At 52.8% G+C, this 15,548-nt stretch carries 12 protein-coding genes; 6 read left to right on the plus strand and 6 right to left on the minus strand.

Annotated features, from left to right (window positions below; translation table 11 throughout):
• The first annotated feature begins 83 nt into the window (after positions 1–83).
• Positions 84–1,061, plus strand: a complete 978-nt coding sequence (locus C2M29_RS16265; protein ID WP_105190784.1) for a GGDEF domain-containing protein — start codon at positions 84–86, stop codon at positions 1,059–1,061.
• On the opposite strand, the gene C2M29_RS16270 is transcribed toward C2M29_RS16265, so the two are convergent.
• The 6 genes from C2M29_RS16270 to lpxB form a co-directional block, all read right to left on the minus strand.
• Positions 968–1,348 (minus strand): hypothetical protein, encoded by a 381-nt coding sequence (locus tag C2M29_RS16270; RefSeq protein ID WP_105190785.1) that lies wholly within the window; start codon positions 1,346–1,348, stop codon positions 968–970. The two genes, C2M29_RS16265 and C2M29_RS16270, sit on opposite strands and share 94 nt — an antisense overlap.
• On the minus strand, positions 1,321–2,640 hold the full coding sequence (gene tilS, locus C2M29_RS16275) for a tRNA lysidine(34) synthetase TilS (protein ID WP_158684751.1): 1,320 nt from the start codon (positions 2,638–2,640) through the stop codon (positions 1,321–1,323). The genes C2M29_RS16270 and tilS overlap by 28 nt, the downstream gene beginning before the upstream one ends.
• Positions 2,641–2,705: 65 nt before the next feature.
• The gene (accA, locus tag C2M29_RS16280) at positions 2,706–3,662 is read right to left on the minus strand and encodes an acetyl-CoA carboxylase carboxyl transferase subunit alpha (RefSeq protein ID WP_105190787.1); all 957 of its coding nucleotides are present in this window, start codon (positions 3,660–3,662) and stop codon (positions 2,706–2,708) included.
• Between the two features lie 16 nt (positions 3,663–3,678).
• Positions 3,679–7,170: a DNA polymerase III subunit alpha gene (gene dnaE, locus C2M29_RS16285; protein ID WP_105190788.1), complete on the minus strand. Its 3,492-nt coding sequence runs from the start codon at positions 7,168–7,170 to the stop codon at positions 3,679–3,681.
• Positions 7,171–7,173: 3 nt separating this feature from the next.
• Positions 7,174–7,770 (minus strand): ribonuclease HII, encoded by a 597-nt coding sequence (gene rnhB, locus C2M29_RS16290; RefSeq protein WP_105190789.1) that lies wholly within the window; start codon positions 7,768–7,770, stop codon positions 7,174–7,176.
• On the minus strand, positions 7,760–8,917 hold the full coding sequence (lpxB, locus tag C2M29_RS16295; RefSeq protein WP_105190790.1) for a lipid-A-disaccharide synthase: 1,158 nt from the start codon (positions 8,915–8,917) through the stop codon (positions 7,760–7,762). Before lpxB ends, rnhB begins: the two co-directional genes overlap by 11 nt.
• Positions 8,918–9,201: 284 nt before the next feature.
• Here lpxB and C2M29_RS16300 point away from each other — a divergent pair, with 284 nt between their 5' ends.
• Genes C2M29_RS16300 through cydC form a run of 5 tightly spaced genes read left to right on the plus strand, consistent with a single transcriptional unit; the run spans position 9,202 to position 15,529 of the window.
• On the plus strand, positions 9,202–10,776 hold the full coding sequence (locus C2M29_RS16300) for a cytochrome ubiquinol oxidase subunit I (RefSeq protein ID WP_105190791.1): 1,575 nt from the start codon (positions 9,202–9,204) through the stop codon (positions 10,774–10,776).
• Positions 10,773–11,912, plus strand: coding sequence for a cytochrome d ubiquinol oxidase subunit II (gene cydB / locus C2M29_RS16305; RefSeq protein ID WP_105190792.1), 1,140 nt, complete (start codon positions 10,773–10,775; stop codon positions 11,910–11,912). The genes C2M29_RS16300 and cydB overlap by 4 nt, the downstream gene beginning before the upstream one ends.
• Before the next feature lie 9 nt (positions 11,913–11,921).
• Positions 11,922–12,047 carry a cytochrome bd-I oxidase subunit CydX gene (gene cydX / locus C2M29_RS16310; RefSeq protein ID WP_105190793.1) on the plus strand — a complete coding sequence of 42 codons (126 nt, stop codon included), beginning with the start codon at positions 11,922–11,924 and terminating at the stop codon, positions 12,045–12,047.
• Between the two features lie 4 nt (positions 12,048–12,051).
• Entirely contained in the window at positions 12,052–13,818 is a 1,767-nt protein-coding gene (gene cydD, locus C2M29_RS16315) for a thiol reductant ABC exporter subunit CydD (protein ID WP_105190794.1), read from the plus strand.
• Positions 13,811–15,529, plus strand: a complete 1,719-nt coding sequence (gene cydC, locus C2M29_RS16320; RefSeq protein WP_158684752.1) for a thiol reductant ABC exporter subunit CydC — start codon at positions 13,811–13,813, stop codon at positions 15,527–15,529. Before cydD ends, cydC begins: the two co-directional genes overlap by 8 nt.
• The last annotated feature ends 19 nt before the right edge of the window (positions 15,530–15,548 follow it).

A 15,548-nucleotide genomic window follows, 5' to 3' on the forward strand; every position in this document is an offset into this window, starting at 1 on the left:
AGGGCTTGTTTTATGGCTAGTTTGAATTGATGGCACGGTTTTAGCATAAAAACATATACGAATTTAGTCTTGGAGCGTAACGCTTGGATAACGTCCATATTTTGACATACGGTCACACCGCCATGACCCAAGATGCGAACACGGCGGCACATTTTTACCGCCCTGCGTCGGTGGTCAACGTCACCGCTTTGACACACGAGCTCCAGCGCAGCCTTGAGCTGTCGACCCTGCTTGATATTTTTGCCGAGCATGTGCGCCCCCATGCCTATTTTACCGGCCTGCAACTGCATTCCTGTCTGGGTGTCAATGAAATGACGAACAGCCAAGACAATGCGGTGGCTAATCGTTTCGATATTGAGGTCGAGGGTGAGCACTTAGGCCGCTTGGTGTATTTAAGTGACGCTACTTTTAGTGCGGCCCTGCAAGAGCAGCTAAAAAAATGGCAACAAGTCCTCGCTTACCCGCTGCGTAACGCCCTGACCTATAATCGCGTGCTACGTCTGGCCACACGCGATCCTTTGACCGGGCTCAATAACCGCAGTGACTTTAATATCAGTGTCGAGAAAAAACTGGAAGCCTGCCGACGCCAGCACCGTCCTTTTAGCTTGATGCTGTTAGATTTAGATTACTTTAAACAGGTCAATGATAATTATGGACACCAGGTGGGCGACCAAACCCTACAGGAATTTGCCACCCTGTTGCGCCAGAGCGTGCGTGCCACGGATTCTATTTTTCGCTTCGGCGGCGATGAATTTGCCATCCTGATCGACGATGACCATTACACCACCAATACGGTGATCGCCGAGCGTATTCAAGCGGCGGTGGGTAACAGCGAGTTAATGAACCGCTATGGCGTCAGTTGCAGTATCGGTTTTGCCCTTGCGCAGGCCAAGGACGTGAATATTAGCCTGTTCGAGCGCGCCGACAAGGCCCTGTATCAGGCCAAATTCAGCGGTCGTAACACCTATCAGGGTGCCTCTGAATTGTCCGCCGTGCCTTTTACCAGCTTAAATGCCCACAACGATAACCAAAAACCACAAAAGAACGCCAAAATAAGCTGATACAGGGACGTAAAGCTTGGCAGCTCGGCAAACATCACGGCCAACAAGGGCACCAGTAAGCCGACAATGAAATAAGTGCCGCCTTTACCCAGCCAATAGGCCAGTAACAGCGCCCCGCAACAGAGCCCGGCGATCAACGCTATTGCCAGCACCGGCCATAACGGCCCGTATACACCGACAACCACGGCCAACAACACTAAGATCACCAACACAGCCCAGGGCGCCTTTTGCACTAAAGACAGGCCTACATGAGGCTTCTTTACGGAAGAGTGGTTGTCAGTTGCCATTGTAATCCTTGTTGTGCCAGAAAATCGTAATTATAAAAGTAACCTACCACCGCCACTAGGGTGTCATCGTAAAAAATGAGCGGGATGCGTTGTCGCTCCCAGGGCGGCACCTTGAGCTCTTTTAGCCAGTGACTCAGTTTATTGCCATAGGGTTTGTGCTGCGGGCGAATGCGAGCGTTAAGCACCCCAAAACGCACCCACACCTGCTCATCGGCATTTGGTGCCCTCACCCCGGTTCCGGGCTTACACATCAAGGTGCGCCCATCGTTTAGAGCATGTATACCCGGGTTAGCAAGGCGCTCGGCTACAGGCTCTACTTGGTGTTGAACCAAATACAGCTGCTCGTTGAAGCGGCGCACGCTCACCTCATCGCCACAATGAGTGCGCAAGGTTAAACTAGGCTGACTATCTGCCCGAGCGCTTAACAGCTGCGCACACAGGCTTTGCAGCTGTAATTGTGAGGGCATGGCTACATCATGGCTCTGCAGCCAGTAACGCAGGGCATTATTGGCTCGGGCCTCGCCTAATGCCATTAACGGCGCCAGGGTCAGTTGCTCGGAGTTAACGCTCAGCTGTGTTAGGTCTTGGGCGGCGATATCGTCCAGCAAGCGCTGCTGCTGTTGCAGTAGCTCCGTGGTTTGCGCCACCTTGGCACTAAAGCCAGGGAAGCGTTTGTTCAGTTGGGGCAAAATTTGATTGCGTAAAAAGTTACGATCAAAACGGCTGTCGTCATTGGACTCGTCGTGAATATGCTTAAGATCATGACGCTCGACGAAGTGCTGTAACTGCTTGCGGCTGATCCCGAGCAAAGGACGAAGCAAAGGGCGCTGTTGCCAGTAGCTCAATGCCTGCATGCCGCCGAGCCCTTTGAGCCCGGCGCCGCGCTTCAAGCGCAAAAAGAAGGTTTCTACCTGGTCGTCGCTATGCTGACCCAAAAGCAGCGCATAGCCTGCAGGCAAGGCCTTATCCATCGCCTGATAACGGGCCTGACGGGCCTTGGCTTCGATACCCAGCCTGGTTTGCTCCGACAACACAACCTGCTCGCTGTAAAAGGCAATGCCACGCCTACGACATTGCTCGACACAAAAGGCCTGCCAATGGTCGGCATTGGCGCTTAAGCCATGATGGATATGAATGGCACACAAGGGCATGCCCTTCTCCTGGGCATAGCGCTGCGCCAGATCGAGCAACACCATGGAATCCAGGCCGCCACTGAGGGCAACCGCCAAGCCTTGACACTCGGGCAACTCGTTAAGGAGGTGTGCTAATTGTGCGGCAAAGCGTGTGTACATAGGACTGGTCATTAGACGGTATTAGGCTGGCATTAAAAAAGGCCGACTGAGCGGCCTTTTTTTGCTTAACAGTAACCGAAGCTCATTAAGCGTTTGTAGCGCAAGTCCAGCATTTCCTCAACGCTGTTTTGACGCAGCTCGGCCAGGTCACGCTTCAACTGTGCCTTGAGGCTCTTGGCCATGGCATCGTAGTTGCGGTGCGCGCCGCCTAGCGGCTCTTCGATAATGTTGTTGATCAGATCCAACTCTTTCACGCGCTGTGCGGTTACACCCATGGCTTCAGCAGCCAATGGTGCTTTCTCAGCACTCTTCCAAAGGATTGACGCACAACCTTCAGGAGAAATAACCGAGTAGGTGCTGTATTGCAGCATGTTAACGCGGTCACCGACACCAATGGCAAGGGCACCACCTGAACCACCTTCACCGATCACGGTACAGATAGTTGGCACTTTCAGCGCCGCCATAACCTTAAGGTTACGGGCAATGGCTTCACTTTGGCCACGCTCTTCCGCACCCACACCTGGGTAGGCACCCGGAGTGTCGATAAAGGTGAAAATAGGCATTTTAAAACGCTCGGCCATTTCCATCAGACGCAAGGCCTTACGGTAACCTTCCGGCTTTGGCATACCAAAGTTACGTTTGATCTTTTCCGCGGTATCACGGCCTTTTTGCTGACCGATAACCATCACTGGCTCACCGTCTAAACGTGCTACACCACCAAGAATGGCCGGATCGTTTGCAAACGCACGATCGCCCGCGAGTTCGTCGAACTCGGTAAAAATACGCTCGATGTAATCACGTGTGTATGGACGCAGTGGATGACGAGCTAGTTGCGAAACCTGCCATGCACCTAGTTCAGAAAAGATTTTATTAGTTAGTTCAACACTTTTCTCTTTTAGGCGACCGACTTCTTCTTCTAGCCCTAAATCCAGTTCGCCCGCTCGACTGACGTGACGTAGCTCTTCAATCTTCGCTTCCAATTCGGCAATTGGCAGTTCGAAATCCAAATAATTGAGACTCATGTGCTCATTAACCCATTTAATTAAATTCTAATTCTATATTTTGTGCCGCCATCAGCGATAACTTATGAATTAAGTCATCGGCAGGCGTCACACACCATTGTGTTCCTAGTTCCAACTCAGCCAAGGCATCTGGCCGCCGGTACAGTATTTTTACCGGACAGGTGCCAAATTTGTACGGTTCCAGCACTTTTTCCAACTTTTCGAAGAAGTTGTCGTCAATTTGCGCCATGTCCACCGTCATTTTCATCGCTTTAATGCGCTTTTCACGGGCCTCAGCGAGGGTACAGACGTCTCGGGCGGTCATTGTAATGCCGCCAGAGAAGTTATCAAAGCTGACCTGTCCAGTTATCACCAAGATATTGTTGATTTGCAGCAATTCTTGGAACATTTCAAACTGTTCTGGGAATAAGCGTACATCAATTCGGGCACTCTTGTCATCTAAGGTGATTAATCCCCAGCGTTTATTCTTCTTATTTATCAAAGTTCGGGCACTGATCACCAAACCTGCCGCGGTGGTTTGCACATCTCGCTCAGTCGGCGTCAGATCGACGAGTTTACCGCTAGTATAGTGCTTAAGTTCACCACGATACTGATTTATAGGGTGCCCGGTCAAGAATAAGCCCAAAGTTTCCCGTTCACCGTCAAGCCATTGATTGTCGGTAAAGTATGGCACTCGTTTAAAGGCTTGCTCAACCTCTTCCGGCTCGGTTGCCAGCAAGCCAAATAAGTCACCTTGGCCAAGCTGCTCGGCCTTATTATGCTGTTCGGCGGATTTAATCGCCTCGGGCAACGAGGCCATTAGGATGGCGCGACCGCCCTGCACCGGATCCGGACCCAGGTTATCCATGGCGCCGGCCATAATGAGTTTTTCAATAACCCGCTTGTTCAGGCGTTTCAAATCAACTCGGGCACAGAAGTCGAACAGATCCTTAAACGGCCCATCCTGCTCTCTGGCGCTCAAAATCGCTTCTACCGGGCCTTCACCCACGCCTTTAATAGCACCAATGCCGTAGACTATCTCGCCCTGCTCGTTCACGGTGAACTTATACAGGCCAGCGTTCACATCCGGTGGCAACAAGGTGAGCTTCATGTTTTCACATTCGTCCACCAGGGTGACGATTTTATCCGTGTTATCCATATCCGCCGACATTACCGCGGCCATAAATTCGGCCGGATAATGGGTTTTCATCCACAGCGTCTGATACGACACCAAGGCATACGCGGCGGAGTGTGATTTGTTAAAGCCATAACCGGCGAACTTCTCTACCAGGTCGAAGATTTTCATCGCCAGTTCGCCGTCAACGCCGTTTTGTATCGCCCCTTCTTCGAAGGTCGAGCGCTGCTTGGCCATTTCTTCCGGCTTTTTCTTACCCATGGCGCGACGTAATAAGTCGGCGCCACCGAGCGAGTAACCCGCCAGAACCTGGGCGATTTGCATAACCTGCTCCTGATACAGGATTACGCCATAGGTCGGCTCCAAAATGGGTTTCAAGCTGTCGTGCTGATACTGAGCATCCGGGTAAGAGATTTCCTCGTTACCATGCTTACGGTCGATAAAGTTATCTACCATGCCCGATTGCAGTGGCCCCGGACGGAACAAGGCCACCAGGGCTATCATATCTTCGAAGCAGTCCGGTTTAAGGCGGCGAATAAGGTCTTTCATACCGCGGGATTCGAGCTGGAACACCGCCGTGGTTTCGGCGCGCAGCAGCAGCTCGATACTGGGTCTGTCATCCAGCGGAATGGCATTGATATCCACCGGCGCTTTGCCCTCGCGGGCGAGGCGCTCATTGGTCATATCCAGGGCCCACTGCAAAATAGTCAGTGTACGCAGACCTAGGAAGTCGAATTTAACCAGACCGGCGGTTTCTACGTCGTTCTTATCGAACTGGGTAACCGGGAACTTTCCCTCTTCATCGCAATACAGGGCGGCAAAGTCGGTGATGGTGGTCGGTGAGATTACAACACCACCGGCGTGTTTACCGGCGTTACGGGTACAGCCCTCGAGAATGCGACACATGTCAATGAGGTCGCGCACTTCCTCGTCGCCGTCATAGGCCTCGGGGAGGCGAGGCTCCACTTCAAAGGCTTTGGCCAAGGTCATACCCGGGTCGCCGGGCACCAACTTAGAAATACGATCAACGAAGCCATAAGGGTGACCCAGCACCCGGCCCACGTCGCGAATAACCGCTTTTGCAGCCATGGTACCGAAGGTGATGATCTGGGATACCGCATCGCGACCATACAATTTGGCCACGTGGTCGATTACCTCATCGCGGCGGTCCATACAGAAATCGACGTCGAAGTCGGGCATAGAGACCCGCTCCGGGTTTAGGAATCGCTCGAACAGCAGGTCGAATTGCAACGGGTCGAGATCGGTGATCTTCAACGCGTAGGCCACCAAGGAGCCGGCACCGGAGCCTCGCCCCGGACCTACGGGAATATTGTTATCCTTCGACCACTGAATGAACTCCATTACGATCAAGAAGTAACCTGGGAACCCCATCTGGTTGATTACGTCGAGCTCGATTTGCAAACGCTCGTCATACTCGCCACGGCGCTCTGCACGCACCTGCTCGTCTGGGAATAAGAATTGTAAACGCTCTTCGAGGCCGTCGCGGGATACCTTAACCAGGAAGTCCTCGATTTTCAGCGAACCCGTGGGGTAATCCGGCAAGAAATAGGTGCCCAGTTGCACGGTGACGTTACAGCGTTTGGCGATTTCCACCGTGTTTTGCAGTGCCTCGGGAATATCGCTAAACAGCTCGGCCATCTGCTCGGGGGTGTTTAAATATTGCTCTTGTGAGAAACGCTTGGGCCTGCGCTTATCTTCCAGGGTATAGCCATCATGGATGGCCACACGAATTTCATGGGGCTCGAAGTCGTCCGGTTTTAAAAACACTACTTCATTGGTGGCCACCACCGGCAGTTGATGTGCATAGGCATGCTCAACGGCCAGATGTAAATAGTTTTCTTCGTCGGCGCGCGAGGTGCGGATCAGCTCTAGATAATAATCGCCGGGAAAATGGGTTCGATAAAATTGACTGATCTCTTCGATCACCCCGGCATTGCCCTTAAGCAGAGCCTTGCCGAGATCACCGTCTTTACCGCCGCTGAGAATAATCAGACCTTCGCCATGCTCTGCCAGCCAGTCTCTGTCGACCATGGCGCGATGCATCACATGACCGCGTAAATAGGCTTTTGAAATAAGCAGGGTAAGGTTTTTATAACCCTGGTTGTTTTTCGCCAGCAGCACCAACCGGCAAGGCTCATCGGGAAATTCCGGGGTATTAAGCCAAATATCGGCACCGACGATAGGCTTAATACCGGCGCCATGGGCGGCGCCATAAAAGCGCACCAGGCCACAGAGGTTCATTTGGTCGGTAATGGCCAGGGCGCTGAGGTGCAACTCCTGCGCCTTGGCGACTATGGGTTTGGTCTTGGCCAAACCATCAACCATGGAAAAGTCACTGTGAACCCGTAAATGAACGAACTGAGGGGCTGCCATAGATTACTGCCCTCTCTCGGCGAGTACCCGTTGGACGGGCTTAAAACTCTTGCGGTGGTGCTCGGTAGCACCATGCTCCGCCAAGGCTTCAAAGTGCGCCTTGGTCGGATAGCCCTTGTGCCCCGCAAAGCCATACTGGGGATACTGGGCATCGAGATCGATCATTTCCTGATCCCGTGCTACCTTGGCCAAAATGGAGGCGGCACTGATCTCCGCCACCAGCGCATCGCCTTTCACCACGGCCTGCGCCGCCATATCGAGCGCGGGCAAGCGATTGCCATCAATAAACACAAAGTCCGGGGTAATATCCAAACCGGCAACCGCGCGACTCATGGCCAGCATGGTGGCATGAAGAATATTAAGCTCATCAATTTCCGCCACGGTTGCGCGGGCAATGCAATAACTCAGAGCTTTTTCTTTGATTTCTTCGCTCAGCGCCAGGCGCTTTTTATCGCTCAGCTTTTTCGAGTCGGTCAGGCCGGCAATGGGCTTATTGGGGTCAAGAATCACCGCGGCGGTGACAACATCTCCCACTAATGGCCCGCGCCCGACCTCGTCGACACCGGCAATATATTGAACGTCTGGGCGATTAATTTGCATCGATAAGCTCCAATACGGCTTTGGCCGCCTGACGGCTGGCATCACAACGAATATTCTTATGTATTTCGGTAAAACGGCTGATTAACACACTGTTGTCACCGTACAGACGCGGTTCCAGCGCCGCACACAGGGCGTCGACATTGCATTCATGTTGCAAATACTCGGGCACTAATTCTTCATCGGCCAACAGATTGGGCAGCGAGAAATACTTGATGGTAAAGGTAAAGACGTTTTGCACCATCCAATAGGTCATGGGTTTGAGCTTGTATCCCACCACCATGGGCTTTTTATACAACATGCCTTCGAGCGAGGCGGTTCCAGAGGCCAATAAAATGGCGTCGCTGGCCTGCATCGCTAAGCTCGACTGACCGTCTAGTAAAATGGCCTTAAGATTGGGCGCATGCTCCTGTTGCAGGGTTAAAAACTGCTCCTTACGCGCCGCATTAACCAGGGGCACCACCACCTTTAAATCCGGATTCTGCTGTTGCAAACGCTCAGCGGTTTGCGCATAGGTAGGGGTTAGCAAGCCAACCTCGGAGCCACGGCTGCCAGGTAGCAAAGCAAGCACCTTATCCTCGGGGGATAAGCCCAACTGCTCCCGCGCCTGGGTATTATCCTGTTCAACGGCAATATCATCGGCCAGGGTGTGACCTACAAAGGTGCAGGGCACCTGATGCTCATCGTAAAATGCTTTTTCAAAGGGTAACAGGGAAAGCACCAAATTGGTGGCTTTGGCGATTTTATGAATACGTTTTTGTCGCCATGCCCACACCGAAGGGCTGACATAATGCACAGTCGTAATGCCCGCTTCTTTAAGCGGCAGTTCAACACGCAGATTAAAATCCGGCGCATCGATACCGACAAACACATCCGGCGGGTTAGCGATAAAATGCTGCACCAGTTGCTTGCGAATACGCAGCAGGCGTGGCAAACGAGAGAGCACCTCAACCAAGCCCATCACCGATAGCTCTTCCATATCAAACAAGCTCTGACAGCCAAGCGCCTGCATGCGCGGACCACCGATGCCAACAAACTCTGCATCCGGGTGTGATTTTAATATCGCTTTCATCAGGCCTTCGCCGAGAATGTCGCCTGACATTTCTCCGGCAACAATACCGATACGTAGAGGTTTAGCTGCTGCGCTCATCTAAAGGGGGCTTCCCGTATACCACTGTTATTATTAACAGCCTAGTCTACCCTGTTTAGGGTGCGCTTAAAACCTCAGCGGCATACAAATCTAGGGTGCTGAAAAATAGCCGATTCACTAACCAGGTTGGTAAGCAATCAAGGAGTCTAATTTTTCATCGTGACGCGCTTTTTTATCGGTCGGTGATTGCTAGTATGTGGTTGACTGTTGACCGATAAGCTTAGATACTAGGCTAACTTTCAATAATTACTGAAAGTTCAAACAGCTTGCATTAGGGGTAAACCATGATAGATGAATCCTTTGTAGACATATCCCGTCTGCAATTTGCAATAACGGCCTTCTATCACTTTTTATTCGTGCCACTGACGTTAGGGATGACATGGATTTTGGTGATAATGGAATCGGTCTACGTGATGACCGGGCGAGAAATATATCGTGATATGACCAAGTTTTGGGGCAAGTTATTCGGTATCAACTTCGCGCTTGGGGTCGCCACCGGGCTGACCATGGAGTTCGAATTCGGGACCAACTGGTCCTACTATTCTCATTATGTTGGCGATATCTTCGGCGCGCCGCTGGCCATCGAAGGCCTGATGGCCTTTTTCCTTGAGTCCACCTTCGTCGGCATGTTCTTTTTGGGCTGGGACCGTCTGACCAGGGTACAGCATCTCGGCGTCACCTTCTTAATGGCCATAGGCACCAACCTCTCCGCGCTTTGGATCCTCATCGCCAACGGCTGGATGCAGAACCCGGTGGGCTCCGAGTTCAATTACCAAACCATGCGCATGGAAATGCAAAGCTTTGCCGAGCTGGTCTTTAACCCGGTGGCTCAGGTGAAGTTTATTCACACAGTATCTGCCGGTTATGTGGCCGCCTCTATGTTTGTCCTTGGGATCAGCGCCTATTATCTGCTTAAAGGGCGCGACGTGGCCTTTGCCAAACGCTCGTTTTCGGTGGCCTGTAGTTTCGGTTTAGCTTCGGTGCTTTGCGTGATCCTGCTCGGCGATGAATCCGGTTATGAGGTCGGCGAGGTGCAAAAAGTCAAACTCGCCGCCATCGAAGCGGAGTGGGAAACCGAGCCGGCTCCCGCCGCCTTCACCCTGTTCGGCATTCCCGACTCAGAAGCGCAGGAAACCCACGCCGCGGTTAAAATCCCCTATGTGATGGGCATTATTGCCACCCGCTCCCTCGATGAAGAGGTCACCGGCATCAAGGAGCTGCAGCAACAACACGAAACACGGATCCGCAGCGGCATGATTGCCTATCGGTATCTGGAAAAGTTGCGAGAGGGTGACACCCGCCCCGAGATCGTCGCCGAATTTGAGAAGTACAAGTCCGACCTCGGCTATGGTTTACTGCTAAAGCGCTATCGGGATGATGTCTACAACGCCAGCGAAGAAGAAATCGCTAAGGCGGTGAAGGACTCGATCCCTGCTGTCGGCCCGCTGTTCTGGACCTTCCGCGTCATGGTGGCCTGTGGGATGATCATGCTGTTTATCTTCGCCGCTTCTTTCTATTACAACGCCAAGCGGGTGATTGAGAAAAAACGCTGGCTGCTTAAGGCCGCCTTATTTGCCATTCCCCTACCCTGGATAGCCATAGAAACAGGTTGGTTTGTGGCCGAGTTCGGTCGCCAACCCTGGGCGATTTCAGAAGTGCTGCCCACCTTTATGGCCACCTCCAGCCTGACCTTTAATGATGTGCTGATCTCCCTGACCGGCTTTATTATCTTCTACACCATACTCGCCATTATCGAGGTGTGGTTGATGCTGCACTTTATTAAACAGGGTCCCAGCTCGCTGCACACCGGCAAGTATCACTTTGAGCGCCAGGCCGCGCTTAAGGAGGCTCAGGTATGATTTTCGATTACGAAACCCTAAAACTGATCTGGTGGCTGTTAATTGGTGCGTTGCTGATCGGCTTTGCCATCACCGATGGCATGGACATGGGCGCCGCCGTCTTACTGCCCTTTGTCGCCAAAAAAGATGTCGAGCGCCGTGTGGTAATTAACACCGTCGGCGCACACTGGGACGGCAACCAAGTCTGGCTGATTACCGCCGGTGGCGCCCTGTTTGCGGCCTGGCCCATGGTCTATGCGGCGGCTTTTTCCGGCTTTTACTTCGCCATGATGCTGGTGCTGTTTGCGCTGTTTTTCCGCCCCTTGGCCTTTGATTATCGCTCCAAGCTGGATAACCCGACTTGGCGTAATCGCTGGGACTGGGCACTCTTTACCGGCAGCTTTATTCCCGCGCTGATTTTTGGCGTCGCCTTTGGCAACCTGCTCCAAGGGGTGCCCTTGCATATCGATAATCTTATGCGGGTCAGCTATTTGGGTTCTTTCTTCGCTCTGCTTAACCCCTTTGCGCTGCTCTGTGGCTTGATCAGCGTCGCCATGCTGGTCGCCCATGGCGGTTTGTGGTTACAGCTGCGCACCGTGGACCCGGTGGCCACCCGATCCGCCCATTTTGGTCGCTTGGCCTTAATCCTCGCCCTGGTAGGCTTTGCCATCGCCGGAGTCTGGTTAACGCAAATCGAGGGCATGCAAATTGTCACCATGGCCGATACCAATGGCCATGCCGACCCACTGGCTAAAACCGTTACTACAGGCTCCGGCTTGTGGCTCGATGGCTACCAGCAGCGCCCGTGGAGCATGGCTTTTCCGATATTGGCCTTTGTTGCCGGAGGCTTAGCCTTAGTGTGCTCCTGGCGTAACAAAGCCGGGGTGGGTTTTGTGCTAACGAGCTTGATGCTCGTGGGTATCATAATGACCTTTGGCGCCAGTTTGTTCCCCTTCATCATGCCGTCAAGCCACGATGCCAATATGAGCCTGACTATTTGGGACGCGGTATCAAGCCATATGACACTCAACATCATGTTTATCGTGGTGGCACTGCTGCTGCCCATAGTCCTGAGCTACACCACCTGGTGTTATGTGAAGATGTGGCGTCGAGTCAGTCATGAAGAAATTGAAAACAACTCTCACGGCAGCTATTAAGGAGGCATTATGTGGTATTTCGCATGGATATTAGGGGTACTCTTTGCCGTTGCTTTCGGCGTGATTAACGTGATGTGGTATGAAATGCAACAGCACACAGACAGCATCGCCGACGACGAGCAGGAGCACTTTTAAGCTCATGAATCCCCAACCAAATCGCGCGCAGCAACTCCAGCTGCGCGCCTTTTTAAAGGAATTTACCCGCCGCCATAACCGCCCCTTGCTGCTCAGTATATTGTTGGGCTTGGGCAATGGCGTGTTAATGATCATCAGCTGCTATGTGTTGGCACAGCTGTGTCATCAGGTGATGTTCGCGAGACAAGGTTTAGCCCAGCAAGCACACGCACTGTATCTGTTGGCGGGGCTAAGCCTGCTACGCGCACTGCTGATAGGCGCCAGTCGCTACGTGGCCGAGCGCAGTGCATTAAAGATTAAGCTGGCGATGCGTGAAGCGCTGTGGAAAGCACTGGTCAAACAGCAAGAAACCGGCTCACAAACACGCCTTGCATCGGAGTGGGTACTCACCCTCAATCAAGGGGTCGAAGCCCTGCACGATTACTTTGCCAAATACCTGCCGGCGGTGGCCTATGCCGGGCTTATCCCCTTTGCCATTATCGCCGTGGTGTTTCCCATCGACTGGCAGTCGGGGCTCATTTTTCTTATTACCGCACCGCTGATCCCATTTTTTATGATCCTCATTGGTTACAAGGCGCAAGCGCTGAATGAACGCAATTGGCAACGTTTACAGTATATGGGGCAGTTCTTTTTTGACCGTCTAAATGGCCTGGCTCAGTTAAAACTTTTTAACAGCGCCCAGGGTCAAGTTCATCGCGTTGAGCAAATGGCGGACCAATTTCGCCTCTCTACCCTCTCTGTATTACGTATTGCCTTTATTTCCACCCTGGCACTGGAGTTTTTGGCTACCATCAGTATTGCCTTGGTAGCGGTGATCATCGGTTTTCGCCTGTATTTTGGTAGCCTGGACTTTGCCACCGGTTTTGTGGTGCTTTTACTCGCCCCGGAATTTTATTTGCCGCTGCGCCAATTGGGGCAGCACTATCACGCCAAGCTCAAGGGATTAGCCAGTGCCGATTCCATGATGGCCATTCTCACTGAGCAAGGACCACGGCAGCAAGTTAACCAGAATAAAATGGAGATTAAATCAATCACCGAACTCCAGGTGCAAGGCTTAAGTCTGCATTTTGAGCAAAGCACTAAAGCGGTATTAAAAAATATCGCGTTTCGCACCGACGCAAACGGCATACTGGCACTGGTGGGACACAGCGGCGCCGGTAAGTCCACCTTGATGGATTGCCTGATGGGTCTTTATCCACAAGTAAATAAGGCTATACGCATCAATGGCAGAGCGTTAGCGGATATCGATATTGGCAGCTATCAAAAGCGCATTGCCTGGGTCGCGCAAACGCCGACCTTATTCAGTGGAACCATAGCGGAGAATATCGCCCTGGGAAGCGAGTCAATCGACCTTGCAGCCATTCGCGAGCTGTGCAAAGAGCTCGACCTGGATGCCTTTATCCTGGGTCTTCCGCACCAATATGACACCCAATTAGGGGAGTTAGGCCATGGCCTATCCGGGGGGCAAATTCAGCGCCTGGCTTTGGCCAGGGCTCTGTTGCGTGAACCGGACATCCTCTTTTTGGATGAGCCCACTGCGGCGCTAGATAAACAAAGCGAGCACAAGGTGCAAACTTGCCTGGAGCGCATCAGCGAGCATACCCTGGTGGTGATCATTGCCCACCGGCTCAACACCCTCACCCAGGCCGAGCACGTTTTGGTTCTTAACCATGGCGAGCTCGTTGAACAAGGCAGTTACACGGATCTCGTCAACGCACCCGACTCCTACCTGGCAAAGATGCTTAGCGCACCGGAGGTCGTCCATGGCTAATTGGTGCTTCCTTATTTCCCTAATTCGCCCCCACCTTGGTTGGGCGCTCTTAGGCATGCTCTTGGCATTTCTTGCCCTGGCCGCCAATATTACCCTGTTAGCCGTATCCGCCTGGTTTTTAGCAGCCATGGCCGCCGCTGGCTTACAAGGGGTGACCATGAACTACTTCACCCCGGCGGGCATTATTCGCTTTCTTGCCATTGTCCGCACCGCCAGTGGCTATGCGCAACGCCTGGTCAATCACAACACCACTTTTTTAATCCTAAAAACACTGCGGGTGCGCATTTTCGCAGCCCTTACCCAGATTCCGCAGCAACGCTTTATCAGTGTCGGACGTCGCTTATCACAGTTACAGGAAGACGTTGAACAACTCGATGAATTCTATATCGGCGTACTTGTGCCCCTGCTTTTAGCGCTAACGGCCTTGCCACTGATAGCCTGGGCGCTGGGCGTTTACAGCCAGGTGCTTATGCTGGTGACGATCACCGCCCTGCTAACCACTGGGTTATTCCTGCCAGCCTGGCTGAGTCGCAACCTAAAAGGCGTGGGTCAGCGTTCCCAGGACGCCCAAAGCGACTTGAGCGAGTGTCTGGTTGAAGGGACACGCGGCTTTAAGGAGCTGTATCTCGCTGGTGCCACCGAGCAATATTGGCGACGCCTAGACAAAGCACAACACGCCCTGGCCAGGGAGCAGCAACAGGGCCATCGCTGGTATGCCACCCACCAAGGGCTGTCGTTGCTTGTAAGCCAACTGACGATCGTCCTGGCGTTGTTTACGCTGATCCCCTTGGTAAATAACGGCCAGTTGGCAAATGTCGAATTAGCCATGCTGGTGCTCTTGGTGTTAGGTGCGTTTGAGTCCGTAGTAATGCTGCCCGATGCCATGCTAAAACTAGAACTTAGTCTGGCCAGCGCTGGGCGCATTCGTACCTTGTTAGCAGAGGTCAAGGATACGCCGACACCGACTCAACATGGAAAGGTGCACGCGCAGCAGATCTTTTCCCTGAAGCAGATCCACTTTGCCTATCAGGCGCAAAAACCGGTTTTTCACTCCTTGTCCCTGGACATCAAGCGCGGTGAGAAAGTGGCCATAGTAGGTAGAAGTGGTGCCGGAAAATCCACTCTGCTTGGCCTACTAACAGCGCAATTGCGGGCACAGCAAGGCCAGACCTTGGCATTTGCCACCAGGGTAGAGACGCTCGACTCTCATTGGCTAAATCGGCAACTGGGCGTGCTCAATCAACACACGCATACCTTTAGCGCCACCATTGGCGAAAACCTGCGCCTTGCCAGGGAGGATGCCAGCGACGACGAACTATGGACGGCCCTCAATCACGCACAATTAGCTGCAACCGTGAAACAAATGGATAAATGCTTGGACACCTTGGTCGGGGCCGCAGGACGCCAGCTATCCGCCGGTGAAGCCAGGCGTTTACACCTTGCCCAACTGTTTTTGCGAGACCCTCAGGTACTGCTGCTAGATGAGCCTACCCGCGGCCTGGACGGTGACAATCAAAGAGGCGTATTTGAAACAATTTTAGCCCTTGCGAAAGGTAGAACGCTCGTGGTGAGCACCCATGAGAACTCGTTACTGGCGCATATGGAAAAGGTGGTGTGGATGGAAGAAGGTCAGATCAAGGCCATAGCCAGTCACGATGAGCTTCGTCGCCAATACCCCGAGTATCGAACCCTGACGCACCGGCTCGGATAACCCGGTTGGATGCTCCTGT

It is taken from the genome of Pseudoalteromonas sp. T1lg48 (genome assembly GCF_002964785.1).
Lineage (GTDB): Bacteria > Pseudomonadota > Gammaproteobacteria > Enterobacterales > Alteromonadaceae > Pseudoalteromonas.

Excerpts from the sequence above, each read along its gene's own strand:
- C2M29_RS16270 (WP_105190785.1), bottom strand. The coding sequence starts at position 1,348 with ATGGCAACTGACAACCACTCTTCCGTAAAGAAGCCTCATGTAGGCCTG.
- tilS (WP_158684751.1), bottom strand. The coding sequence starts at position 2,640 with ATGTACACACGCTTTGCCGCACAATTAGCACACCTCCTTAACGAGTTG.
- accA (WP_105190787.1), bottom strand. The coding sequence starts at position 3,662 with ATGAGTCTCAATTATTTGGATTTCGAACTGCCAATTGCCGAATTGGAA.
- dnaE (WP_105190788.1), bottom strand. The coding sequence starts at position 7,170 with ATGGCAGCCCCTCAGTTCGTTCATTTACGGGTTCACAGTGACTTTTCC.
- rnhB (WP_105190789.1), bottom strand. The coding sequence starts at position 7,770 with ATGCAAATTAATCGCCCAGACGTTCAATATATTGCCGGTGTCGACGAG.
- lpxB (WP_105190790.1), bottom strand. The coding sequence starts at position 8,917 with ATGAGCGCAGCAGCTAAACCTCTACGTATCGGTATTGTTGCCGGAGAA.
- C2M29_RS16300 (WP_105190791.1), top strand. The coding sequence starts at position 9,202 with ATGATAGATGAATCCTTTGTAGACATATCCCGTCTGCAATTTGCAATA.
- cydB (WP_105190792.1), top strand. The coding sequence starts at position 10,773 with ATGATTTTCGATTACGAAACCCTAAAACTGATCTGGTGGCTGTTAATT.
- cydX (WP_105190793.1), top strand. The coding sequence starts at position 11,922 with ATGTGGTATTTCGCATGGATATTAGGGGTACTCTTTGCCGTTGCTTTC.
- cydD (WP_105190794.1), top strand. The coding sequence starts at position 12,052 with ATGAATCCCCAACCAAATCGCGCGCAGCAACTCCAGCTGCGCGCCTTT.
- cydC (WP_158684752.1), top strand. The coding sequence starts at position 13,811 with ATGGCTAATTGGTGCTTCCTTATTTCCCTAATTCGCCCCCACCTTGGT.